The sequence below is a fragment of the Paracoccus sp. MC1854 genome (assembly GCF_014164635.1).
Lineage (GTDB): Bacteria > Pseudomonadota > Alphaproteobacteria > Rhodobacterales > Rhodobacteraceae > Paracoccus.
In genome coordinates this window covers 78,672-95,947 of sequence record NZ_JACJFU010000008.1, presented here as the reverse complement: position 1 = coordinate 95,947, position 17,276 = coordinate 78,672, and the positions used below count along the sequence as shown (strand labels likewise).

General features: G+C 69.8%; 20 protein-coding genes. 11 read left to right on the top strand and 9 right to left on the bottom strand.

Annotated features, from left to right (window positions below):
- Positions 1-40: 40 nt before the first annotated feature.
- The 4 genes from H5395_RS09020 to H5395_RS09005 all read right to left on the bottom strand — a co-directional run bounded on the left by H5395_RS09020 (position 41) and on the right by H5395_RS09005 (position 3,369).
- On the bottom strand, positions 41-982 hold the full coding sequence (locus tag H5395_RS09020; protein ID WP_182792237.1) for an aldo/keto reductase: 942 nt from the start codon (positions 980-982) through the stop codon (positions 41-43).
- A gap of 45 nt (positions 983-1,027) precedes the next feature.
- Complete coding sequence (locus H5395_RS09015; protein WP_182792236.1) at positions 1,028-1,549, bottom strand: cytochrome b; 522 nt, start codon at positions 1,547-1,549, stop codon at positions 1,028-1,030.
- A gap of 22 nt (positions 1,550-1,571) precedes the next feature.
- Complete coding sequence (locus H5395_RS09010) at positions 1,572-2,366, bottom strand: SDR family NAD(P)-dependent oxidoreductase (RefSeq protein ID WP_182792235.1); 795 nt, start codon at positions 2,364-2,366, stop codon at positions 1,572-1,574.
- Positions 2,367-2,469: 103 nt separating this feature from the next.
- Positions 2,470-3,369: a LysR family transcriptional regulator gene (locus H5395_RS09005; protein WP_182792234.1), complete on the bottom strand. Its 900-nt coding sequence runs from the start codon at positions 3,367-3,369 to the stop codon at positions 2,470-2,472.
- Positions 3,370-3,507: 138 nt separating this feature from the next.
- On the opposite strand from H5395_RS09005, the gene H5395_RS09000 reads away from it, so the two are divergent.
- The 9 genes from H5395_RS09000 to H5395_RS08960 all read left to right on the top strand — a co-directional run bounded on the left by H5395_RS09000 (position 3,508) and on the right by H5395_RS08960 (position 10,060).
- Positions 3,508-4,431: an SDR family oxidoreductase gene (locus H5395_RS09000; RefSeq protein WP_182792233.1), complete on the top strand. Its 924-nt coding sequence runs from the start codon at positions 3,508-3,510 to the stop codon at positions 4,429-4,431.
- A gap of 87 nt (positions 4,432-4,518) precedes the next feature.
- Positions 4,519-5,250: an aquaporin Z gene (gene aqpZ, locus H5395_RS08995; RefSeq protein ID WP_182792232.1), complete on the top strand. Its 732-nt coding sequence runs from the start codon at positions 4,519-4,521 to the stop codon at positions 5,248-5,250.
- Between the two features lie 93 nt (positions 5,251-5,343).
- Positions 5,344-5,958, top strand: coding sequence for a ribonuclease D (locus H5395_RS08990; RefSeq protein ID WP_182792231.1), 615 nt, complete (start codon positions 5,344-5,346; stop codon positions 5,956-5,958).
- Positions 5,959-5,967: 9 nt separating this feature from the next.
- Positions 5,968-6,924 (top strand): SIS domain-containing protein, encoded by a 957-nt coding sequence (locus tag H5395_RS08985; RefSeq protein ID WP_182792230.1) that lies wholly within the window; start codon positions 5,968-5,970, stop codon positions 6,922-6,924.
- Between the two features lies 1 nt (position 6,925).
- Positions 6,926-7,495 (top strand): hypothetical protein, encoded by a 570-nt coding sequence (locus H5395_RS08980; protein ID WP_182792229.1) that lies wholly within the window; start codon positions 6,926-6,928, stop codon positions 7,493-7,495.
- Between the two features lie 25 nt (positions 7,496-7,520).
- Positions 7,521-8,006, top strand: a complete 486-nt coding sequence (gene lptA / locus H5395_RS08975; RefSeq protein ID WP_182792228.1) for a lipopolysaccharide transport periplasmic protein LptA — start codon at positions 7,521-7,523, stop codon at positions 8,004-8,006.
- Positions 8,006-8,749 (top strand): LPS export ABC transporter ATP-binding protein, encoded by a 744-nt coding sequence (lptB, locus tag H5395_RS08970; RefSeq protein WP_182792227.1) that lies wholly within the window; start codon positions 8,006-8,008, stop codon positions 8,747-8,749. The genes lptA and lptB overlap by 1 nt, the downstream gene beginning before the upstream one ends.
- Positions 8,750-8,927: 178 nt before the next feature.
- Positions 8,928-9,509: a ribosome hibernation-promoting factor, HPF/YfiA family gene (hpf, locus tag H5395_RS08965; protein ID WP_182792226.1), complete on the top strand. Its 582-nt coding sequence runs from the start codon at positions 8,928-8,930 to the stop codon at positions 9,507-9,509.
- 86 nt (positions 9,510-9,595) lie between these two features.
- Complete coding sequence (locus tag H5395_RS08960) at positions 9,596-10,060, top strand: PTS sugar transporter subunit IIA (RefSeq protein ID WP_182792225.1); 465 nt, start codon at positions 9,596-9,598, stop codon at positions 10,058-10,060.
- Here H5395_RS08960 and H5395_RS08955 read toward each other — a convergent pair.
- The 4 genes from H5395_RS08955 to H5395_RS08940 form a co-directional block, all read right to left on the bottom strand.
- Positions 10,057-10,701: an SDR family oxidoreductase gene (locus H5395_RS08955; protein WP_220494926.1), complete on the bottom strand. Its 645-nt coding sequence runs from the start codon at positions 10,699-10,701 to the stop codon at positions 10,057-10,059. The two genes, H5395_RS08960 and H5395_RS08955, sit on opposite strands and share 4 nt — an antisense overlap.
- A 77-nt stretch (positions 10,702-10,778) precedes the next feature.
- Positions 10,779-11,531 (bottom strand): glycerophosphodiester phosphodiesterase family protein, encoded by a 753-nt coding sequence (locus H5395_RS08950; RefSeq protein ID WP_182792224.1) that lies wholly within the window; start codon positions 11,529-11,531, stop codon positions 10,779-10,781.
- Between the two features lie 95 nt (positions 11,532-11,626).
- Positions 11,627-12,082: a RidA family protein gene (locus H5395_RS08945; RefSeq protein ID WP_182792223.1), complete on the bottom strand. Its 456-nt coding sequence runs from the start codon at positions 12,080-12,082 to the stop codon at positions 11,627-11,629.
- A 123-nt stretch (positions 12,083-12,205) separates the two neighbouring features.
- Positions 12,206-15,658, bottom strand: coding sequence for a chromosome segregation SMC family protein (locus tag H5395_RS08940; protein ID WP_182792222.1), 3,453 nt, complete (start codon positions 15,656-15,658; stop codon positions 12,206-12,208).
- Between the two features lie 125 nt (positions 15,659-15,783).
- On the opposite strand from H5395_RS08940, the gene H5395_RS08935 reads away from it, so the two are divergent.
- Together H5395_RS08935 and H5395_RS08930 are read left to right on the top strand one after the other, a co-directional pair.
- On the top strand, positions 15,784-16,137 hold the full coding sequence (locus tag H5395_RS08935; protein WP_182792221.1) for a CidA/LrgA family protein: 354 nt from the start codon (positions 15,784-15,786) through the stop codon (positions 16,135-16,137).
- A complete protein-coding gene (locus H5395_RS08930; RefSeq protein WP_182792220.1) occupies positions 16,134-16,853 on the top strand; it encodes an LrgB family protein in 720 nt (239 codons plus the stop codon). Before H5395_RS08935 ends, H5395_RS08930 begins: the two co-directional genes overlap by 4 nt.
- A 52-nt stretch (positions 16,854-16,905) precedes the next feature.
- Here the strand turns inward: H5395_RS08930 and H5395_RS08925 are convergent, their stop codons facing one another.
- The gene (locus H5395_RS08925) at positions 16,906-17,232 is read right to left on the bottom strand and encodes a DUF6280 family protein (protein ID WP_036704285.1); all 327 of its coding nucleotides are present in this window, start codon (positions 17,230-17,232) and stop codon (positions 16,906-16,908) included.
- Positions 17,233-17,276: the final 44 nt, after the last annotated feature.

Sequence of the window (17,276 nt, the reverse complement as noted above, 5' to 3'; positions counted from 1 at the left end):
TCGGGCTGGTCCCGGCGCGCGACCCGCGCCGGGCGTTCGTTCAGCGGCTCGCCGCGTCCAGCCGCTCGCGGGCCTCAGTGGGCAGGTCGAGGGCCACGGCGCCCATGATCTCGTCCAGTTGCTGAACGCTGGTGGCGCTGGCGATGGGCGCGGTCAGGCCGGGGCGCGACATCAGCCAGGCCAGCGCGACCTGCGCCTGCGGGGCGCCTACACCTTCGGCCACCTCGCGCAGCGCGGTCAGGATACGCGCGCCGCGGTCGTCGAAATAGCCTTCGAGGAAGCCCTTGCGGCTGCTGCCCTCAAGATCGGCCTTCGTGCGGTATTTCCCGGACAGGAAGCCGCTCGCCAGCGAGAAATAGCTGACCGCGCCAAGCCTTTCGGACTGGATGACCGGCAGCAGCGACTGCTCGAAGTCCTTGCGGTCATGAAGGTTGTAGGCGGGCTGGACCATCTCGTAGCGCGGCAGCCCGGCGGCTTTTGCCGCATCCAGCGCGGCCTGCAGGCGGTCGGCCGAGTGGTTCGAGGCGCCGATGACGCGGACCTTGCCGGCCTCGATCAGCCGGGAAAAGGCGCCCAGCGTTTCCTCGAAAGGCACGCTCTCGTCGTCCACATGGGCGAAATAGACGTCCACATGGTCGGTCTGCAGGCGACGCAGCGAATCGTCCAGCGCGGCCTCGATATTGGCGGCAGAGAGGCCCTTGCGGCTCTCCCACATGCCGACCTTGGTCATCAGCACCACGTCGTCGCGGCGGCCCCCCTGGGCCAGCCATTCGCCGATGACGGTTTCCGATTCCCCGCCCGACAGGCCGGGCGCCCAGCTGGAATAGACATCCGCGGTGTCGATGGCGTTGAAGCCTTGCCCGGTGAAGCGATCCAGCAGGGTGAAGGACTGCTGCCGGTCGGTGGTCCAGCCGAAGACGTTGCCGCCGAAAACAAGGGGGGCAATGGCGATGCCCGATTTGCCGAGTTCACGCTTTTCCATGAAGAAATCTCCTGTCTTGTGAAAGGGAAGGGGACGGCCGGTGCGTCACAGCATCCGGTCCAGCGTCCCGTCGCGCCTGACGAACTGGTGGAACAGCGCCATCGCGATATGCCCGACGACCAGCGCCGCCAGAATCCAGGCCAGCGGCGAGTGCAGGCTGCCGAGGCCTTGCGCCCAGCCGATCTTCTCGCCCTTGGCGATCAGTTCGACGCCGAAGGCGGTCACGCCGAAGCCCGCGCCGACCATCAGCATGATGCCGGTCAGCGGCAGCAGGATCAGCGTGGCGTAGATCAGGCCATGCCCGGCCTTGATGTAGAAATCCATTGCCGGATCGTTCAGGGGACGCTGACCCCGCTGGTTGAGCGCCCAGCCAAAGCGGGCGGCGACCATCACCAGCAGCAGCGCGCCGATCGAGATGTGCCACGAGACCAGCGTCTGGCCGACCCAATGCTCGCCCTCGCCGATGCGGTCGAAGAACTTCAGGAATTGCCAGCCCACCAGGAAAGCCATCACCCAGTGAAAGGTCTTGCTGACAAGGCCGTAGCCTTCTTGCGTGTCGGTAGGCATGTCCTTCTCTCCTCCTCTGATCTCAGGCGATGCTTTCCACGGTGCCGCCATCCACGCGCAGCGCGGCGCCGGTCGTGGCGCTGGCTTGGGGCGAGGCGACGTAAACGCTCATCGCCGCGACCTCCTCGGGGGTGGCGAAGCGGCCCAGCAGGTTCGAGGGGCGGTTTTCGCGCAGGAACAGCGCCTCCATTTCCTCGGGGGAAACGCCTCGCTCGCGGGCGAGGTCGTGCATCATCTCGACCGAGCCTTCGGTGCGCGTCGGTCCCGGCAGGATCGAGTTGACGGTGACGCCGGTTCCCGCCAGCACCCTGGCCAGCCCGCGGGACACGCCCTGCACGGCGGCCTTGCTGGCACCGTAATGGACCATTTCGCCGGGGATGTTCAGCGCCGATTCGCTGGAGATGAACTGGATGCGCCCCCAGCCGCGGTCACGCATTCCCTGCGCGTAATGACGGGCCAGCCGCACGCCGCTGAGGACGTTGACCTGCAGCATTTCCTCCCATTCGGCGTCGGTGATGTCGAAGAACGCGCGGGCGCCGTAGATGCCGAGGTTGTTGACCAGGATGTCGGCCTGCGGCTCGGCCGCGATCAGCGCGGCGCAGCCCTCGGCGGTCCCGGCATCGGCCACGACCGCGCGGGCGTCATCGCGCCCCGAGGCCGCGTTCACGGCGTCCCGCGCGGCATTCGTGCTGTCCTCGCGGCGGCCGACGACCACGACGCGGGCACCGGCCTGGGCCAGCCCCTTAGCAATGGCCATGCCGATGCCGCCGGTCGAGCCGGTGACGATGGCGGTCTTGTCGGTCAGGTCGATATGCATGGGCGGTCTCTCCTCGTTTGCGTTGACACCAAGATAGTGCCGATCTGCGAAGGAAATAATCAGCTTGCAGGGAAGATGATTGCTTCCTATATGGAAATGATCGTTACCAGCCCCTTTCCCAATGTGGGGTGTCGCGGTAGCGTTTTACCAGCGCGTCCACCAGCAGCCGCACCTTGGCCGCAAGATGGCGGCTGTGGGGATAAAGCAGGAAGATGTCATAGGGCGCGGATTCGAACTCCTGCAGCAGTGGCACCACCCGGCCCCCGCGGATCGCATCGCCCGCGACAAAGGCGGGGACGCAGGCAAGGCCCAGCCCGGCCTCGGCGGCCTGCAGGCAGGCCTCGGCATTGGAAAAGCGCAGCCGCCCGCTGACCGCCACCCCCGGCGGATCGCCGGAGGGCCAGCGGCTGGGATCGCGGAAGTTCGTGTCGATGATGCAGTCGTGCCGCGTCAGGTCAGCGGGAGTTTCGGGCGCGGGGTTGCGGTCCAGGTAGGCCTGCGCCCCCACCACGACGATGCGGACCGCGCAGAGCTTGCGGATGATGAGGCTGGAATCGTCCGGCTGCCCGACCCGCACGGCAAGGTCGAAGCCGTCGTCCACGAGGTTCACGGCCCGGTCCGAAAAGCTCACGTCCAGTTCGATCTCGGGATAGCGGGCGGCGAAGTCGTTCAGCGCCGGGGCAAGCTCGCGGATGCCGAAGGTCAGGGGCGCGGCCACCCGTAGCCGCCCGCGCGGGGTCTGCGAGATGTTGCGGATCTCGCTGTCCAGCCTGTCCAGCTCCTCGATCAGCACCCGCAGACGGTCGTGATAGGCTTGGCCCGCCTCGGTCGGGGATACCGAGCGGGTGGTGCGGTTCAGCAGCCGCACCCCCAGTTCCGATTCCAGCCGCGAGACCAGCTTCGAGGCCTGCCCCGAACTGGTGCCAAGCTGCCTGGCGCCGCCGATGAAGCTGCCCGCCTCCATCACCGCCATGAACATCCGGTCGCATTCCAGTCGGTTCATCGCTTTCCTCTTTATCCGCGGCTTGCCGCATTCCACCACGGCGGACCTGCCGGGCGCCAGCGGCCCGCGTCAGGGCAGGGGAACGGCCGCGGCGTAGGGGCGTTGCCCCTCGCAACTCGTGCTGTGAAAGGATGATCCATGTCCGACAAGGAAGGCTCCGACCCCGTTCTCCCTCCCTACCGCTCGGGCGCGATCGAGGATCCGCGCCTGCCGCTCAATCCCTATTCCGACGACCAGCAGCCCTGGCCGGGGCTGGCCGAGAAGATGGACCCGCAGCCCGACCATGGCGAGGAAAGCTACAAGGGCCATGACCGGCTGAAGGGCAAGCGCGCGCTGATCACCGGGGGCGACAGCGGCATCGGCCGCGCCGCCGCCATCGCCTATGCGCGCGAGGGCGCGGATGTCGCGATCAACTATCACCCGGACGAGGAAAGCGACGCGCAGACTGTCGTGAAGTTGATCGAGGCCGAGGGTCGCCGCGCGGTCGCGCTGCCCGCCGACATCCGCGACGAGCAGGCCGCCCGCAAGGTCATCGACGATGCCGTGAAGGGCTTGGGCGGGCTTGAGGTGCTGGTGCTGAACGCGGGCCGCCAGCAGGCGCAGAAGTCCATCGCCGACATCACCTCGGACGCCTTCGACGCGACGATCAAGACCAACATCTACGCGCCCTTCTGGATGGCGCAGCAGGCGCTGCCGCATCTGAAGAAGGGGGCCTCGATCATCGTGACCTCGTCGATCAACGCCTTCTCGCCCTCGCCCGACATGCTGGACTATGCGATGACCAAGGGCGCCGGGAAGGTCTTTGCCCAGGGGCTGGCCAAGCAGCTTGCGCCCAAGGGCATCCGCGTGAATGCGGTGGCGCCGGGGCCGTTCTGGACCGCGCTGCAGGTCTCGGGCGGCCAGCCCAGGGAAGACCTGCCCGAGTTCGGCGCTGACAGCCCGCTCGGCCGCGCCGGCCAGCCGGTAGAGATCGCGCCGATCTACGTCCTGCTTGCCAGCGACGAGGCCAGCTACATCACCGGCGAGGTTTACGGCGCGACCGGCGGCAGCGGGACGGGCTGACCGCTTCTTATTCCGCTTTGTGCACTCACGCTTATGTGAGACCTTGAACGAGTCGGCATACGGCCGCCTCCTTCAAGGGTGTTGGTGATGAGTTCTCAGAAATACGCGGCGGAATTTATAGGAACATCCTGGCTGACCTTCGGCGGCTGCGGGTCGGCCGTGCTGGCGGCCGCCTTCCCCGAGGTGGGCATCGGCCTTCTGGGCGTGTCGCTGGCCTTCGGGCTGACCGTGCTGACCATGGCCTATGCCATCGGGCATGTGTCGGGCTGCCACCTGAACCCTGCGGTGACAGTCGGGCTTGCGGCGGGCGGGCGTTTCCCGTCCTCGCAGATCCTGCCCTATGTGGTGGCGCAGGTCCTGGGTGCGATCCTGGGCGCGCTGGTGCTTTACCTGATCGCCAATGGCGCGCCGGGCTTCGACGCCTCGGCCTCGGGCTTTGCGGCGAACGGCTATGGCGAACATTCGCCGGGCGGCTATTCGATGGGCGCGGGCTTTCTGGCCGAGGTGGTGCTGACGGCCATGTTCCTGTTCATCATCATGGGGGCCACGCATGGGCGGGCGCCGGTGGGCTTTGCCCCCATCGCCATCGGGCTGGGGCTGACGCTGGTCCACTTGATCTCGATCCCCGTCACCAACACCTCGGTCAATCCCGCGCGATCCACCGGACCCGCATTGTTCGTGGGCGGCTGGGCGCTGAGCCAGTTATGGCTGTTCTGGGTGGCGCCGCTGATCGGGGGCGCACTGGGCGGCGTCCTCTATCGCTGGCTCAGCCCGCAGCCCGAGGAACCTGTCGTCGGCGGCGTCCGCAGCCCCGGCTAGGTGGCGGGCCTTTGCCGGAAAGCACGGTGCCTTTTCATTGACGCGATCCTGCGGGGCGGGCACATCCGCCCCCAAAGCCGAAGGGACCCGCGCATGACCATCCATCTTCACCGCCACGACCTGCCGGACGGGCTGGACCTCGGGCCGGTCGTGGCCATCGACACCGAGACCATGGGGCTCGACCCCCGCCGCGACCGGCTGTGCCTGGTGCAGATGAGCGCGGGCGACGGCGACGCGCATCTGGTGCAGATCGCCCGCGGCCAGCACGAGGCGCCTAACCTGACCCGGATGCTGGCCGACGAGGGCACGCTGAAGCTGTTCCACTTCGGCCGCTTCGACATCGCGATGCTGGAAAACGCCTTCGGCGTGGTCACGCGCCCGGTCTGGTGCACCAAGATCGCGTCCAAGATGGTGCGGACCTTCACCGACCGGCACGGACTGAAATACCTGCTGAGCGACCTCGTCGGCGTGGACGTGTCCAAGCAGCAGCAGACCAGCGACTGGGGCGCCGAGGAACTGACGCAGGCGCAACTGGATTATGCCGCGTCAGACGTGCTGCATCTTCATGCGCTGAAGGCCGAACTGGAAAAGCGGCTGGAACGCGAGGGGCGGATGGCGCTGGCGCAGGCCTGCTTCGACTTCCTGCCGGCGCGGGCGACGCTGGACCTGATGGGCTGGGGCGATGACAACGACATCTTCCATCACTAGGTCGGGGAGATGAGTGAATATGTCGAGACCGCCCGTCGCGTGATCCGCTGCGAGGCGCAAGGGTTGTCCGAGATCGAGGCCGCGCTGGACGGCCCCCTGGCCCAACCCTTCGATGCCGCCGTGCGGCTGATCCTTGAGGCAACGGGCCGGGTGATCGTGTCCGGCATGGGCAAGTCGGGCCATGTCGGCCGCAAGATCGCGGCAACCTTCGCCTCGACCGGCACGCCCGCGCAGTTCGTCCACCCGGCAGAGGCCAGCCACGGCGACCTCGGCATGGTGACGAAAGGCGACGTGGCGCTGGTGCTGTCGAACAGCGGCGAGACGCCCGAGATTGCGGATATCGTGGCCCATACGCGGCGTTTTTCCATACCGCTGATCGGGGTGGCGGGTCGCGAACGGTCCACCCTGCTGCGCCAGTCCGACGTGGCGCTGCTGCTGCCGCAGGCGGCGGAAGCCTGCGGGACGGGGATCGTGCCCACGACCTCGACCACGATGACTCTGGCGCTGGGCGATGCACTGGCGGTGGCGCTGATGGAACATCGCAAGTTCACCCCCGAGCATTTCCGCACCTTCCATCCCGGCGGCAAGCTGGGCGCGCGGCTGGCCCGCGTGGGCGACCTGATGCATACGGATATGCCGCTGGTCCCCGAGGACGCGCCGATGGCCGAGGCGCTGCTGACCATCAGCCGCAAGGGCTTCGGCGTGACCGGCGTGACGAACAACAAAGGCGGGCTGGTCGGCATCATCACCGACGGCGACCTTCGCCGTCACATGGACGGCCTGCTGGACCACACGGCGGGCGAGGTGATGACGAAGAACCCCCGCACCATCGCCCCTGACGCGCTGGCCGAGGCCGCGCTGGCGCAGATGCAGGACAGCAAGATCACCAGCCTTTTCGCCGTCACGAACGACCGGCCGGAAGGCATCCTCCATATCCACGACTGCCTGCGGGCCGGGATGGTCTAGGGTGCTGCGGACCCGCATCGTCCGGCTTCTGCAGGTGGTCCTGCCGCTGGCGGCGCTGGCGCTGCTGTCGGTGCTGTTCCTGCTCGCGCGCAAGCCTGACCCCCAGGCGGCGATCCCCTATGCCCAAGGCCGCTTCGAGGAACTGTCCCGCGCCGAAGGCATCGGCGCGCCCGAATTCACCACCGTCACCGATGACGGCGCCACCGTCACCCTGCGCGCCACCCGCGCCGTGCCGGGCGAGGCCGAGGACGGGACGGCGCGCGACCTGACGCTGGACTGGCGGTCCCGCAGCGGGTTGCTGATGGTGGTCACCGCCCCGCAGGCCGCCAAGGAGGGCGAATTGCTGACGCTGGACGGGGGTACCCGCATGGCCTTGTCCACCGGCTGGGAACTGACCGCCCCGCAGATGCAGGCGCAGCTTGACGCGGGCGTGGTCAGCGCCGCGCAGACGGTGGACGTGACCGCGCCCTTCGGCGAACTTCAGGGGGACGCCATGCGGCTCGGTCCCGATGCGGCCGGGACCACGGTTCTTGAATTGAACGGGAACGTGCGGCTGCTATACCGCCCCTGACCCCCGCCGCTGGAAGGAGCCGACCATGCTGCGTTCCCTGATCCTGCCCGGCCTCCTTGCGCTGGCCCTGCCGCTTGCCGCCGCCGCCCAGACCGTGGGCTTCGGCGCCATGCGGGCCGATGCCGATGCCCCGGTCGAGGTGACCTCCGATGCCCTGCGGGTGAACCAGGACACGGGCGAGGCCGTCTTCACCGGCAACGTGCTGATCGGGCAGGGGCAGATGCGGCTCTCGGCCCAGTCCGTGACCGTGGTTTATGCCGAGGGCGGGCAGAATCGCATCCGGTCCCTCAATGCCACAGGCGGCGTCACGCTGGTCAGCGGCCCCGACGCGGCCGAGGCCGCCGGGGCCGTCTATGACGTCGAGGCCGGGACCGTGGTCCTGACCGGCGATGCCATCGTCACCCGCGGGGAAAGCGTGCTGGCCGGCGACCGGATCGAGGTCGATCTGAACGACGGCACCGCCTCGGTTTCCGGCCGGGTGCGGACGGTGCTGCAGCCGGGCCAGAACTGATGCCGCCTGCCTCTGCCTCATCGGGCCTGCAGGTCGATGGACTGCGGAAATCCTATCGCAACCGCCCGGTGATCCGCGACGTCTCGATACGGCTGAACCGGGGCGAGGTCGTGGCGCTTCTGGGGCCGAACGGCTCGGGCAAGACCACCTGCTTCTACTGCATCGCGGGGCTGGTCATGCCAGACGCGGGCCGCATCGTCATCGACGGGCGCGATGTCAGCGCCTTGCCGATGTTCCGCCGCGCCCGCATGGGCATCGGCTACCTGCCGCAGGAGATGTCGATCTTCCGCGGCCTTTCGGTCGAGCAGAACATCATGGCTGTCCTCGAAGTCGCCGGCCGCGAGCGCCGCCAGAGCCGCGAGCGGCTGGAGGAGCTGCTGGGCGATTTTTCCATTGGCCACCTGCGCCACGCCCCCGCGCTGGCGCTGTCGGGGGGCGAGCGGCGGCGGGTGGAAATCGCCCGCTGCCTCGCCTCGGACCCCGCCTTCCTTTTGCTGGACGAACCCTTCGCGGGCGTCGACCCCATCGCCGTGGGCGAGATCCGGGGCCTCGTCCATGATCTGAAGACGCGGGGCATCGGCGTCCTCATCACCGACCACAACGTGCGCGAGACGCTGGGGATCGTGGATCGCGCCTATATCCTGCACGACGGCCGGGTGCTGATGTCGGGCACCACCGCCGCCATCGTCGAGGACCCGCGCGTGCGCGAGGTCTACCTGGGCGAAGGCTTTACCCTGGGCTGAGCACCGGCGATCTTTACCATAAATGCAGGCGCGGCGTCGCTGCGGGCCTGCGCCGATTGACACCGGGGGCACGCTGTTCCCAAATAAAGAAAGGAGCCCGGTCGCGGGCTCTTGTCACCGGTCGGTTTGCGCCGGCAGCGGCGCAACCACCGGCTCGGCTCACGGAAAGGAAAAAATCATGCGCTATCAGATCAGTGGACGACAGATCGATATCGGCGAGGCGCTGTCCACCCATGTCGAGACCGAACTGGACGCGACCTTCGGCAAATACGCCCAGCGTCCGACCGACTCCACGGTGATCTTTTCGCGCGATGCCCACAACCTGACCTGCGACGCGGTGGTCCATCTGTCCACCGGCCTGACGGTTCAGGCCAAGGGGCAGGACCCCGACAACATCTACGCCGCCTTCGAGAAGTGCCGCGAGAAGATGGACAAGCAGGTGCGCCGCTACAAGCGTCGCCTGAAGGACCATCACAAGGACCGTAGCGAGCCGGTTGTATACGGCACCGCCGCAAGCTATGTGCTGGCCGCCAACGAGGATGAATGGGAATCGCAGGACGATACGGGCCTGCAGCCCATCATCGTCGCAGAGATGGAGACCCGGGTGCCGACCCTGTCGGTCGGCGACGCGGTCATGCAGATGGAGCTTGCGGGCGCGCCGATGCTGGTCTTCCGCAACGAGAAACACGGAGGGGTCAATGTGGTCCACCGCCGCGAGGACGGCAACGTGGGCTGGATCGACCCCCGCAACCTGAGCTGACGCCGCAGCGTTAGCATGAAAGCCGGGCAGGTTCGCGCCTGTCCGGCTCTTACGCCGCGGACCAAGGACGGGCAGGACAGCAGCACATGCGCATCAGCGACATTCTTTCCCCTGCGGCGGTCCGCTCGCAGGCGCAGGTCAGTTCCAAGAAGCGGCTTTTCCACGACATCGCGGAAATGGCCGCGCAGGCCTACAAGCTGGACCCCGCGGCGACGCTGGACGCGCTGCAGGAACGCGAAAGCCTGGGCGCGACCGGCGTGGGCCACGGGGTCGCGCTGCCCCACGCCCGCATTCCCGGCCTCGACCGCGTGGCGGGGCTGTTCCTGCGGCTGGAAAAGCCGATGGACTTCGACGCCGTGGATCGCCAGCCGGTGGACCTGGTCTTCGCCCTGCTGGCGCCCGACACGCCGGGCGTCGAGCATCTGAAGGCGCTGGCGCTGGTCAGCCGCACCCTGCGCGACGGCGACATGCGCACGAAGCTGCGCGCCAACGACGACCCGGTGGCGCTGCACGCGGTGCTGGCTGCGGCGCAGGACCTCTCGACGGTCTAGCGTGCGCCTGCCACGTCGATGATGGCGCCCGAGGTATAGCTCGCGGCGTCCGAGATCAGCCACAGGATCGCCGCCGCGACTTCCTCGGGGCGGCCAACGCGCCCCCAGGGAAGCTGCGGGCCGACGGTCGCGATGCGATCCGGCTCTCCCCCGTCCGCGTGGATGTCGGTCGCGATGATTCCCGGGCGCACGCCGTTGACGCGGACCCGGCGCGGGGCGAGTTCCGCCGCAAGCCCGATCACCAGCGTGTCGATCCCGCCCTTGGTCGCCGCGTAATCGACGTATTTGCCGGGCGAGCCCAGCCTGGCGGCGACCGAGGAGACCAGCACGATCGCGCCGCCGTCCCCCAGCCGCCGCGCCACCTCGCGCGCGCAGTAAAGCGTCCCGGTCAGGTTGATCCGCACCATGCGGTCAAGCCTTTCGGGCGTCATCTCAGCCAGCGGCATCACCGGCGCCACGATGCCTGCGTTGATCACCACCGCGTCCAGCCCGCCCATCGCCGCCTCTGCCGCGTCGAACAGCCCTGCTACCTGCGCAGGATCGCCCACGTCGGCGGCATGGGCGCTCGCCGTCCCTCCGGCGGCGCGGATGGCGGCCAGCGTTTCCCGCGCGGCGGCCTCGTTGCGGCTGTAGCCCATCATGGTGGGTCAGCCGCGCTCGGCGCAGCCAGTCGCCGTCGCCCGACCGATGCCGCGGGTGCCGCCGGTAATGAGCGTTCTCATGGCAGGTATCCCTCGAATGTGATGTTGCGGGCGACGCGTCGGGCGGCGGCTTCTTCCAGCGGCGAGCGGATCGTCCAGCAGAGCACCGGCACGCCCCGCGCCGCCAACCGCCCAACGGCCGGATTCCCGAGATCCCGGTGATCGTGCGAGACGAAGGTTGCGCCGATCTCCTCGAAGTCCTCCAGCCGCGCCAGGGCGGCCCGGCGCTTCTGCGGGACGCCTGGCCAAGAGCGCTTGGGAAAGGCGCAACTGGTCAGCCCGACGGTCAGGGCCGGGTCGCCCTCGCGCAGCGCACGGACGGCGCAGGGATTGAAGGACATGACCGCGACCGGATGCCCCTTGGCGGCATGGGGGCAAACGGCCTCCGCCACCCGCGCCGGCAGGTCGCCCATTCCCGGACCGAGGGCGCCGTCCTGATCCTTGATCTCGATCAGCACCGGCACCCGGCCCGCGACGATCTCCAGCACCTGCGCGAGCGTCGAGATCGTCTGATCCGTCCCCAGAAGTCGCCGTGCCGCCGCCTCGGCCACGGACAGCGCGGCCACTCGCCCGTCTGTTCCGGTCAACCGGAACAACTCCTCGTCATGGAACACCAGCGGCGTTCCGTCCGCTGCGGGCTGCACGTCAAGCTCGATGCCATAGCCGCGCTCCATCGCCGCGCGGAAGGCGGCCATCGAGTTCTCGGGGACACCCGGCCCGTGCAACCCGCGATGGGCAAGGGGGCGAGACAGGAAATCGGGATGCAGCATGGAGGGATGCTCTGGCGGATGGCGCAGGACCGGGGGCCAGCCCCCATCGTCGTATACAACGCGATCCCGGGATATTTCCACGAAGAAGAACGGCTTCAGGCGAGTTCGAAGATGGCCTCGATTTCCACCGCGACGCCACGAGGCAGGGCCGCGGCGCTGACGGCGGCCCGGGCGTGGCGGCCGGCCTCGCCGAAGACCTCGACCATCAGGTCCGAGCAGCCGTTGATGACCTCGGGCTGGTCGGTGAACTCGGGCGTCGAGTTGACGAAGCCCGTCAGCTTCACCACCCGCGCGATCCCGTCGAGCGAGCCCAGCGCCGCCCGCGCCTGCGCGATCAGTGCAAGGCCGCAGGCCCGCGCGGCGGCGGCACCCTGCGCGACATCCATGTCCTCGCCCAGCCTGCCGCGGATCAACCCCTCGGAGCCGGCGGCGATCTGGCCCGAGACGAACAGCAGCTTGCCGCTTTGCACGAAGGGCACGTAGTTCGCCGCCGGCATCGGCGCGTCGGGCAGGATGATGTTCAACTGGCGCAGGCGAGCGTCGTGGGACATGGAAACCTCCGGTCATGTGGTCGCGCCGAGGCTATCCGTCCCCGCTCGGCTGCGCCACCCCGCGCCCGTCGGGCCGGACCCAAATATCCCGGGGGAGCCGAAAGCGGGGGCAGCCCCCCATCTTCATGCCACCAGCGCCTCGGCCAGCCGCAGGTCCACGCTGACAAGCTGGCTCACCCCCGGTTCCACCATCGTGACGCCGAACAGCCGGTCCATGCGGGCCATCGTCACCGCATGATGGGTGATGATCAGGAAGCGCGTGTCGGTGCGCCGCGTCATCTCGTCCAGCAGGTCGCAGAAGCGGGTGACATTGGCATCGTCCAGCGGCGCGTCCACCTCGTCCAGCACGCAGATCGGGGCGGGGGTGGCCAGGAAGACCGCGAAGATCAGCGCCAGCGCCGTCAACGTCTGCTCGCCCCCCGACAGCAGGCTGAGGGTCGCAAGCTTCTTGCCCGGTGGCTGGGCGAGGATCTCCAGCCCGGCCTCCAGCGGGTCGTCGGATTCGACCAGCACCAGCCGGGCCTCGCCGCCGCCGAAGAGATGGGTGAACAGCGCCCCGAAGCTGGCGTTCACCGTGTCGAAGGCGGCCAGCAGCCGCTCGCGCCCTTCGCGGTTCAGGCTGCCGATGCCGGCGCGCAGCCGGGCGATGGCCGCGGTCAGGTCGTCCTTCTCGGCGGCAAGCCGGGCACGCTCCTCCTCCAGCACGCGCTTGTCCTCCTCGGCGCGGAGGTTCACGGGGCCGAGGACGTCCCGCTGGGTCCGCAGCCGCGAAATGTCGGATTCAAGCTGGGCGGAGGGCGGGGGCGCGTCGGTATCGCCCAGGGTTTGCGCCAGCGTCTCGGGGGGGGTGCCGTCCGTGTCCTCGGCGATGCGGGCGCGGGCCTGAGCTTCGGCCTCGCGGGCGGCATCCGCGCGTGCTTCGCGGGTCGCGCGGGCCTCGCGCCCGGCGCTCGCAGCGCGCTCGGCGTCCCGCTCGGCACCGGCGGCGGCCAGCAGGGCGGCATCCCCCGCCGCAAGGGCCGCGCGGGCACGGGCCAGGCGGACTTCGGCCTCCGCCACGCGCTGCGACAGCGCGGCGCGGCGCTGGGCAAGAATGGCGGGCTGGACCTCGGCTCCCGCCAGTTCCGCCGCCGTGACATCCCGCCGCGCCTGCAGTTCGGCCGCGCGGGTTCCGGCCTGATCGAGCCGCTGGCGCCAGCCGGAGGCGTCCTTGGCGATCGCCTCCAGCCGCTTCAGCCGCCCCTCGCCCTCGCGCCGCAACTCGTCCAGCGCGCCGTGCCGGGAAAGGGTGGCGATGCGCGCGGCCTCGACGGCGGTTTTTGCCTGATCGACAGCTGTCGCCGCTGCGCTGCGGTCGGGCAGGGCCGACAGGGCGGCCCGCGCCTCGGCCAGCCTGCGGGCGGCGTCGGCGGCATCGCCTGCATGACGGGCGCGCTCGGCCCGCGCGGCCTCGGCGCGGCCCTGGGCAAGCGACAGGTCCGAATCGGCGCGGGTGGCGGCGCGAAGGCTGTCCGAAAGCGCCCGCTCGGCGGCCCGGCTGGCCTCGCGGGCCGAGGTTTCGGCACCCGTTGCGTCCTTCAACGCGGCGCGGGCGGTTTCATGGATGGCGATGGCGGCATCGGCGCGGGTGCGCGCGGATTCAGCCTGCGCGATGGTGTCCTTCAGCCGGTTCACCTGCTGCAGATGCAGGGCGGCGGCGGATGTCGCCTCTCCTGCCGGCAGCGCCAGCCCGTCCCAGCGGAAGAGGTCGCCCGCGCGTGTGACAAGCCGTTGGCCGGGGCGAAGGTGCGGCTGCATCCGGGCGGCGCTTGCGGCATCCGCGACAAGGCCGATCTGGGCCAAGCGGCGGGAAAGGGCAGGGGCGCCTTGAACCTGCGCGCCAAGCGGGGCCGCGCCTTCGGGCAGGGCCGGGTCGTCGTCGGGGATGGACAGGGTCCGCCAGCCGAGGCCTTCGTCGGTCACGGGCAGCCGCAGGTCGTCGCCGAGCGCCGCGCCCAGCGCAACCTCGAAGCCCGGCGCAACGGTGAGGGCGTCCAGCAGCGCGCCCGCCTCGGCCCGGCCACGGGCGAGGAGGCGGGATAGGGCGCTGCGCTCGGCCTCAAGCGCGGCGGCCTCGCCCTCGGCATGGGCGCGGGTCGCGCGGGCGGCGGTTTCGGCATCGCTTGCGGCGGCGCGGTCGGTCTCGGCGGCAGAAAGGCGGGCCTCGGCTTGCGTTGCGGCGGCGCGGGTGGCTTCCTGCGCGGCCTGCGCCTGCGCCAGGGTGGCTTCGGCCTCGCGGCCTGCAGCTTCGGCGCGGGTGACAGCAGCTTCTGCCTCGGTCTGGGCGCGCTCGGCTCGCTCGCGCATGACGCGCAGGTCCGCGACCAGCCGCTCGGCGGACTGGTGGCGGGCGGCGAGGCGGGCCGCTTCGTCGGTGAGTTCACCAAGCCGCGCCTCGATCCCGCGCAGGGCAGTGGCAGCATCCTCGGCGGCGATCTGGGCTGCAGCAAGCCGGTCTTCATGGCCGGCATCGGCCTGCTCCAGTTCCTCGCGTTCGTGTGTCAGCCGTGCCAGAACCTCGCCCGCGTCGCGGTTCAACGCGGACTCGCGCTCACTGTCGCGGTCGAGTTGGGCAAGGCGGGCGGTCAGAGTGGCAAGCGTGTCACGGGCGCGGGCCTCGGCGTCGTCCAGCGCCTCGGCCTCGGCGGCGGCCCGGGCCTGGATCGCGGCGGCGATGCTGTCCTCATCGCGGAGGGCGGGCAGGGCGGCCTCGGCCTGCGCTCGCGCGGTGGTGGCTGCGCGGGCAGCGGCCTCGGCCTGCGCGGCGGTTGCGCGGGCTTCGGCGAAGGCCGTGAGTGCCGCCGTCAGCGCGGCCTGCGCTTCGGACCAGCGTCGGTAAACCAGCGCGCCCTCAGCCCGGCGCAGGGCCGCGCCGATCTCGCGGTAGCGCGCCGCCGTCCGCGCCTGCCGCGCCAGCGCCGCCGCCTGCGCGGCCAACTGTTCCAGCGTGTCGTCCACGCGGGTCAGGTTCTGCTCGGCCCCGTTCAGCCGCAACTCGGCCTCGTGCCGGCGCTGGTAGAGCCCGCCGATGCCCGCCGCTTCCTCCAGCACCCGGCGCCGCGCCTTGGGGCGGGCGTTGATCAGCTCGGAAATCTGCCCCTGCCGCACCAGCGCGGGCGACTGCGCCCCGGTCGAGGCATCCGCGAACAGCATCTGCACGTCCCGCGCCCGCACCTCGCGCCCGTTGATGCGATAGGCCGAGCCGGCATCGCGGGTGATCCGCCGCGTCACGTCCAGCGTGTCGGCGTCGTTGAAGCCGACGGGGGCAAGCCGGGCGCGGTTGTCGAGGGCCAGCGTCACCTCGGCCCGACCCTTGGCGGGGCGGCGGGTGGTGCCGGCGAAGATCACGTCCTCCATCCCGTCGCCGCGCATGGCGGTCGGGCGGCTTTCGCCCATGACCCAGCGCAGGGCTTCCAGCAGGTTCGACTTGCCGCAGCCATTGGGGCCGACGACGCCGGTCAGCCCCTGGAGGATGACCAGTTCGGTCGGGTCCACGAAGCTTTTGAAGCCGGAAAGGCGAAGGCGGTCGAACTGCAAGCGGGTTTCCTTTGATCCGCGGCGATTCAACCTGTGCGCGCGGGCAAGTCAACGCGGGCCGCGGTTTTCCGAAAGGCGAAAAGCCGGGTGCTTCCAATCGGCCCGGCCCGTGCTAACCATGCGGCATGGTCCCGGCGCTTGTCACCATCCTGTGCTTCCAGCTTGTCGGGGAGGTCATCTCCCGCGGGCTGGACCTGCCCCTGCCGGGTCCGGTCGTGGGGCTGGTGCTGCTGCTGGGCGCGATGCGGCTGCGGCCCGGCCTTGCCGGCTGGCTGCGGCCGGTGGGGGAGGGGGTGCTGGCGCATCTGTCGCTGTTCTTCGTGCCCGCTGGCGTCGGCATCGTCGCGCATCTGCCACTTTTGCGCGAACACGGGCTGGCGCTGCTGGTGGCGATCGTCGTCTCAACCGTGCTGGCGCTGGTCGCGGGGTCCGGGGCCTTTATCTTCGTCGCCCGCCTCACCGGACAGGAGGAGCGATGAACGCCGACCCCGCCTTGATCTGGGCCTATCTTTCCCAAGGGCCGCTGCTGTGGCTGACGGCGACACTGATGGGATATGCGCTGGGCGAGGCGGCTTTCCGCGCCGCAGGACGCCAAAGCTGGGCCAACCCGGTGCTGATCGCCGTCATCCTGCTTGGGCTGCTGCTGACGGTGACCGGCACACCCTATGCCACCTATTTCGAGGGCGCGCAGTTCGTCCATTTCATGCTTGGCCCCGCGACGGTCTGCCTTGCGCTGCCGATGCACGACAACCTGCCGCAAATGCGGGCGGCGGCGCTGCCGATCCTCGCGGGGCTGGTGGCGGCCTCGGTAGTGGCGGTCGTCTCGGCCCTTGCGATCGCGCGGGCCTTCGGGCTGGGGGCCGAGGTCATGGCCTCGCTCGCCCCCAAGTCTACCACGGCGCCCGTCGCCATCGGCATCGCCGAGAGGCTGGGCGGGCAGCCCACGCTGACCGCGGTGCTGGTGCTGCTGACGGGCATCCTCGGTGCGATCATCGTGACGCCGCTGTTCGACGCGCTGGGCTTTCGCGACTGGCGGGCGCGGGGGCTTGCGGTCGGGACCGCCGCGCATGGGATCGGGACGGCGCGGGCGTTCCAGGTGAACCCCACGGCCGGGGCATTCGCCGGGATCGGCATGGGGCTGAACGCCGTGCTGACCGCGATCATCGCGCCGCTGGCGCTGCGGTTCTTCGGCTGAAACGAAAAAGGCCGCCCGGATGGGGCGGCCTGTGATGCGATGAACCCGCAGCTTACGCGGCCTCGGCTTCCTCGGCCTCGGCGGCCATGCGGCGTTCGCTTTCCTCGCGCGACAGCGCGACCGAGGTGCGCACACCCTTGGACACGAACTCGACCAGCCCCTTCACCACCCGCTCGTTCGGGTCGATGCCGGCGCAGCTGAGAACCTCGCGCCCGTCGCGCGACCGCGCCCACCGGGCGATCTGTTCGGCCCCGTTGCCGTATTTCTTGTCATCCGCAATGGCATCGTCCAGCGCCGCCAGAACAACGGCGGCGAAAAGCTTGCGGGCCCGCTGCCCCTGTTCGAAATTGAATGCCGAGCCGTCCACGAAATCACGCATGAAGTTTCCCGTCTTTCTCACCCCGCCAACGCGAGGAGCGGGGT

Excerpts from the sequence above, each read along its gene's own strand:
- H5395_RS09010 (WP_182792235.1), bottom strand. The coding sequence starts at position 2,366 with ATGCATATCGACCTGACCGACAAGACCGCCATCGTCACCGGCTCGACC.
- H5395_RS08990 (WP_182792231.1), top strand. The coding sequence starts at position 5,344 with ATGACCATCCATCTTCACCGCCACGACCTGCCGGACGGGCTGGACCTC.
- lptB (WP_182792227.1), top strand. The coding sequence starts at position 8,006 with ATGCCGCCTGCCTCTGCCTCATCGGGCCTGCAGGTCGATGGACTGCGG.
- H5395_RS09005 (WP_182792234.1), bottom strand. The coding sequence starts at position 3,369 with ATGAACCGACTGGAATGCGACCGGATGTTCATGGCGGTGATGGAGGCG.
- H5395_RS08950 (WP_182792224.1), bottom strand. The coding sequence starts at position 11,531 with ATGCTGCATCCCGATTTCCTGTCTCGCCCCCTTGCCCATCGCGGGTTG.
- lptA (WP_182792228.1), top strand. The coding sequence starts at position 7,521 with ATGCTGCGTTCCCTGATCCTGCCCGGCCTCCTTGCGCTGGCCCTGCCG.
- H5395_RS08955 (WP_220494926.1), bottom strand. The coding sequence starts at position 10,701 with ATGATGGGCTACAGCCGCAACGAGGCCGCCGCGCGGGAAACGCTGGCC.
- H5395_RS08930 (WP_182792220.1), top strand. The coding sequence starts at position 16,134 with ATGAACGCCGACCCCGCCTTGATCTGGGCCTATCTTTCCCAAGGGCCG.
- H5395_RS08960 (WP_182792225.1), top strand. The coding sequence starts at position 9,596 with ATGCGCATCAGCGACATTCTTTCCCCTGCGGCGGTCCGCTCGCAGGCG.
- H5395_RS08945 (WP_182792223.1), bottom strand. The coding sequence starts at position 12,082 with ATGTCCCACGACGCTCGCCTGCGCCAGTTGAACATCATCCTGCCCGAC.
- H5395_RS08935 (WP_182792221.1), top strand. The coding sequence starts at position 15,784 with ATGGTCCCGGCGCTTGTCACCATCCTGTGCTTCCAGCTTGTCGGGGAG.
- H5395_RS08925 (WP_036704285.1), bottom strand. The coding sequence starts at position 17,232 with ATGCGTGATTTCGTGGACGGCTCGGCATTCAATTTCGAACAGGGGCAG.
- hpf (WP_182792226.1), top strand. The coding sequence starts at position 8,928 with ATGCGCTATCAGATCAGTGGACGACAGATCGATATCGGCGAGGCGCTG.
- H5395_RS09015 (WP_182792236.1), bottom strand. The coding sequence starts at position 1,549 with ATGCCTACCGACACGCAAGAAGGCTACGGCCTTGTCAGCAAGACCTTT.
- H5395_RS09020 (WP_182792237.1), bottom strand. The coding sequence starts at position 982 with ATGGAAAAGCGTGAACTCGGCAAATCGGGCATCGCCATTGCCCCCCTT.
- H5395_RS08985 (WP_182792230.1), top strand. The coding sequence starts at position 5,968 with ATGAGTGAATATGTCGAGACCGCCCGTCGCGTGATCCGCTGCGAGGCG.
- H5395_RS09000 (WP_182792233.1), top strand. The coding sequence starts at position 3,508 with ATGTCCGACAAGGAAGGCTCCGACCCCGTTCTCCCTCCCTACCGCTCG.
- aqpZ (WP_182792232.1), top strand. The coding sequence starts at position 4,519 with ATGAGTTCTCAGAAATACGCGGCGGAATTTATAGGAACATCCTGGCTG.